General features: G+C 63.9%; 4 protein-coding genes and 1 pseudogene. 4 read left to right on the top strand and 1 reads right to left on the bottom strand.

The genetic code is table 11. From position 1 onward, the window contains the following. The first annotated feature begins 93 nt into the window (after window positions 1–93). The gene (locus ACLHRZ_RS36855) at window positions 94–378 is read left to right on the top strand and encodes a transposase (protein ID WP_490422947.1); all 285 of its coding nucleotides are present in this window, start codon (window positions 94–96) and stop codon (window positions 376–378) included. Continuing rightward, window positions 375–1,268, top strand: coding sequence for an IS3 family transposase (locus ACLHRZ_RS36850; protein WP_490422946.1), 894 nt, complete (start codon window positions 375–377; stop codon window positions 1,266–1,268). Before ACLHRZ_RS36855 ends, ACLHRZ_RS36850 begins: the two co-directional genes overlap by 4 nt. Before the next feature lie 164 nt (window positions 1,269–1,432). Here the strand turns inward: ACLHRZ_RS36850 and ACLHRZ_RS36845 are convergent, their stop codons facing one another. Next, window positions 1,433–2,791 (bottom strand): PAS domain-containing protein, encoded by a 1,359-nt coding sequence (locus tag ACLHRZ_RS36845; protein ID WP_490422945.1) that lies wholly within the window; start codon window positions 2,789–2,791, stop codon window positions 1,433–1,435. Between the two features lie 629 nt (window positions 2,792–3,420). On the opposite strand from ACLHRZ_RS36845, the pseudogene ACLHRZ_RS36840 reads away from it, so the two are divergent. Together ACLHRZ_RS36840 and ACLHRZ_RS36835 are read left to right on the top strand one after the other, a co-directional pair. Continuing rightward, window positions 3,421–4,030: pseudogene (locus tag ACLHRZ_RS36840) on the top strand (winged helix-turn-helix domain-containing protein); the annotation flags it as partial. Between the two features lie 72 nt (window positions 4,031–4,102). Further along, window positions 4,103–4,279 (top strand): transposase, encoded by a 177-nt coding sequence (locus ACLHRZ_RS36835; protein ID WP_490422944.1) that lies wholly within the window; start codon window positions 4,103–4,105, stop codon window positions 4,277–4,279. Window position 4,280 lies beyond the last annotated feature (1 nt).

Below are 4,280 nucleotides of genomic sequence, written 5' to 3'. Positions count from 1 at the left end.
GTCACCCCCTCTGACCTGCACATCTCACCCTTCAAGGGACGGGATGATGTGCCTCCCCTCGTAGTGTGGAGATGTCCGCTATGAGGAGGTTCGATGCCAGAGATACGCAAGAGATACGACGCGGAGTTCCGGGCGGGTGCGGTCCGGATCGTCCGCGAGACGGGCAAGCCGATCGCGCAGGTCGCCCGGGACCTGGGGATCAACGAGGGCGCGCTCTCGACATGGGTCTCCAGGGAGAAGGAAGCGTCCCGTGCCGGCCTGGACCCCGACGAGCGGGCCGAGCTGGCCCGGCTACGCCGGGAGAACCACGAGCTGCGGATGGAGCGTGACGTGCTCAAGCGATCGGTGGTCCTGTGGGTCAAAGAGGCGACGAAGTGACGGTTGCGGACTTCATCGCCTCCCAGAGGGCCGAGCACCGGGTTCCGCACACTGTCGCCTGCCGGCTGCTCGGGGTCTCCGAGTCCTGGTTCTACAAATGGCGCGACCGTCCGCCCACCGCAAGGGACGGCCGCCGGGCCGGACTCACCGCGGCCGTCAGGAAGGTCTTCGCGGACTCCGGCGGCACCTACGGCTCCCCGCACATCCACATCGAGTTGCGCGAACGCGGTTGGCGGGTGTCGGTCAACACGGTCGCGAAGCTGATGGCCGAACTCGGCCTGGCCGGCCGTGTCAAGCGCCGTCGCAAGTCGCTGACCCGGCAGGGCAAACGGCCCGTCGCCCCGGACCGGGTCGGCCGCGTCTTCACCGCCCCGGCACCGGACGTGCTCTGGCGCGGGGACATGACCGAGATCACCACCGGCGAGGGCAAGCTCCACCTCGCCACCGTCATCGACCTCCACTCACGCCGCCTCCTGGGCTACGCGATGGACGCCCGCCACGACGCCGAACTCGTCGTCGCGGCCCTGAACATGGCAGCCGCCACCCGCGGCGGCAACATCACTGACGTGGTGTTCCACACGGACCGCGGCAGCGAGTACACGTCAAAGCTCTTCGGGGACGCCTGCGACCGCCTCGGCGTGGTCCAGTCCATGGGGCGCGTGGGCTCGGCGCTGGACAACGCGGTCGCCGAGGCCACGAACTCGACGATCAAAGTGGAGTACGTCCACCGGCAGCAGTTCCGGACCCGGACCGAGGCCCGCATCAAGATCGCCACCTGGATCACCGACTGGTACAACCCCCGCCGCAGGCACTCCGCCTGCGACTGGCTCTCACCCATCGACTACGAACACCGACACCACGACAGAACACAGCAGGCACAAGCCGCTTAAAGAGTTCCTCCACACTACGAGGGGATAGACAATGAAAAAGGTTCAGTAAGGATCTTCAACTTGGGCTGGCGCAGCCCAGCTTGAAGTGTGTTGACCTGCGGTTTTCCAAGGAGCTGTCACCCGATCGGTGGCCACTCTGAAGATCCTCATTCTGTTAGCTGTTGCTAGAAAGAATTTTTAGGATATGGAGTGGAATTTCGGCAGCGTGGCGGCCAGTCCCTTTCCAGGAACAGTCCGTGCATGTAAGCGCGTGCTACCAGCGCGCCACGGCTGGCGGCATCGAGTTGCTTGCGCAGGGACTTCAATCGGTAGTCGAGCCCTTGCCGGCTCAGGCAGAGGTCACTGGAAATCTCGGCATTGGTTTTTCCTGCGGCCAGCAGTTCCAGGATCTTGGCGTCCAGCCCTGAGACCTGTGGGGAGTTCTTGTACGCCTCGAGCTGAGCGGCGGGGTCTCCCCATCTCCTGACGAGCACCACAGTCGCTGTAGCGTCGCCTGCGAGGCTGGTCAAAGGGGAGGCGGACAGAGTGACTAGCACAACCCCCCCGTTGCGCTCTTTGAAGACCACCCGCTCGATTTGCGAGGCCGATGATGCGGTCTGTGTGTCCTGCCACAAAGAGCGAAATGAATCGACGCAGGAAGGCTCGACCCAACGTAGTGCAGAAACTCCCACGACTTCGTTCCGAGAGGCTTTGAGGACGGTGCACCATTCCTCGTTGGCTGCCTCGACGACTCCCTGAGGATCGAGGATGAAGGCGGGACAGCCCAACGCTCCGAGCAGCTCTTCGCACCTGGCAGTCATTGCATCCGGTGCCATGGCGGCCTGTCTGGAGCCGGTTACATGGCTGGCAACATGAAGGACCATACCGGCTGCCCCTCCCCTGTAGTCATCCAGCCGGAACCTGCGTGACTGGAAGGAATCCCCTCGCACTCCCGCCCATTCTTCCGTCATGGCTTCTTCGGTCTGCGCCGGAGGCGCCCCAGAGGACTCCAAGCTGGGAAGTACCTGGGCCTCGCTGAGACCCAGAACGTCATTCGCAGTTTTCCCGGCGGCCGACAGGTACTGCTGATTGGCGAACATCACATGGCCGTCTTGATCGAGTACAGAGACGAGGGCTGGCACGTTTTCCAGAACCGAATACAGGAGATGTTCCATGCGCTGACGCCGTTCGATCTCGCTGTGCATCCTGCCTTGGTCCACTGCTGCACCGATGACCCCTACGATCTTCTCGCCTGACTGCCGCAGAGGGGCGACACAGGCGACTACCAAACCGTCGGGTCCGGTCCGCCAGCTCACCGTCTCGCCCTGCCGTGCGCGCAAGTGCGCCGAGATGTCGGGGTGCAGAACGTAAGTTAGATCATATGATGACTGGTCGCCGTGAGGCGTCACCAGGCTAGGGGAGGGAAAGCAGTAATCGAGCCCCGGCCCGCTAACAAGTGAGGTCAGGCGCAGGTCGTAGTCTGTGGTCCATATCGCGATAGGAAGATGAGGGACCACGCTGGACGCAATTGCGCTGATGTCCATAATCCACTCACGCCTTGCCGATGATGGTCCTATTCAAAAGGGTCGCTCCTCTCTTACGGAAAGTAATGGGAGCGGTACGACGTTGAATACTTACCTACCGCACCGACCTCGGCTGGGAGTAAGCCTCTTTCATCCTGTTCCGGGAGGGTGAAGACGCTGCTGTCCGCCTGGCTGGTCCCGGCACAACACCATAGGCCAGAGGTCTGGCGAACTGTCAGCACCCCGGTCCGCTGACCTGTGGTGTTACGTCGGCGCTGGCCAGGCGGACAGCAGCGTCTTCACCCTCCCGGAACAGGATGAAAGAGGTTCCGTGACTCTGATCTGCGCTTTGGTGACGCCACTCGCTCGGGCCTGGCAGAATTCATTCGTTGTTGCCCACACAGGGCAACAACGAACGCACGAGCGTTACGGCACGGTAGTCTCCTGCGCCCCCCCCCGTATGCTCCGGTCAGACATGAGATGATCTTGAATTGTGTGCTGTGATGACAGCGTCGGAGCCAGGCTGGGTGGGACTGTTCTCTGGGCTGGGCGAGCGGCAGTTCCGCAAGCTCGTCGAACTGGTACTCAGGTTGAACTGGCGATGTCCGCGGGGTCCTGACGTTCTGTGATCCCTGCTGTATGACGGGGTCATGCGGTACGCGCAGGGGGGCGGGCTGACGGCCCGGGAGCAGGAGAAGCGGGAGCTGCTGCGGCTGGTGGCGGGTGAGCGGTTCAGGGCCGGTGAGAAGTCCGGGGTCATTGTGCGGGATCTGCGGGTTGCGGTTCGTTCGGTGCGGCGCTGGCGGCGGGTGTGGGAGAGCGGCGGGGATGACGGTCTGCGCTCGAAAGGGGCCGATGTGTGCTGAGCGGCTCTCGCTGGTGCAGTTCGGGCGGCTGGAGCGGGAGCTGGCACGCGGGCCGCTCGCGCACGGCTGGACGGATGAATCCCGGGGCTGGACGCTCAGACGGGCCAGGACATTGACCGGCCGGACATTCCGTGGGGGATACACCGTGCAGGGCGTGTGGAAGCTGATGCGCCGGCACGGCTGGTCCGCGCAGGTGCTGGTACGGCGGGCGCTGGAGCGTGACGACGGAGCGGCCGGGGTGCGGAAGGAGGCGGTGTGGCCGCAGATGAAAGTGCCGCGCCCGGCCTGGGCGCACACATCTGTTCCGAGGACGAGACCTGGCAGGGCCTGAGACCCCCGGAAGGGGCACACGCGGGCACCGCACGGTGCGCGGCCGGTGGTACGGGTGCGTGGGGCTCTGTCAGTTTGAACGGTGTAACTGATGTGTGAAGCTCCCCCTTTGTTCTGGACAGGTTGATACTGGGACGTGTGGGTCCCGGAGGAAGCAGTCCAGGTAGTGAGTAAGAAGAGCAACACGAGCAAGCGGTACACGGCTGAGTTCAAGAAGGACGCCGTCGAGCTGGTCCGTTCCTCCGGGAGGACGGTGACGGCGGTCGCGCGAGAGCTGGGGGTCAGTACCAGGGCTGGCGCAAGTTCCTGTTGAT

Source organism: Streptomyces sp. AM25, from assembly GCF_058146165.1.
The sequence above is the reverse complement of the archived record's forward strand: the minus strand, read 5'-3'. Positions and strand labels throughout refer to the sequence as shown.

Coding starts and splice junctions, on each gene's coding strand:
- ACLHRZ_RS36855 (WP_490422947.1), top strand. CDS start 94: ATGCCAGAGATACGCAAGAGATACGACGCGGAGTTCCGGGCGGGTGCG.
- ACLHRZ_RS36845 (WP_490422945.1), bottom strand. CDS start 2,791: ATGGACATCAGCGCAATTGCGTCCAGCGTGGTCCCTCATCTTCCTATC.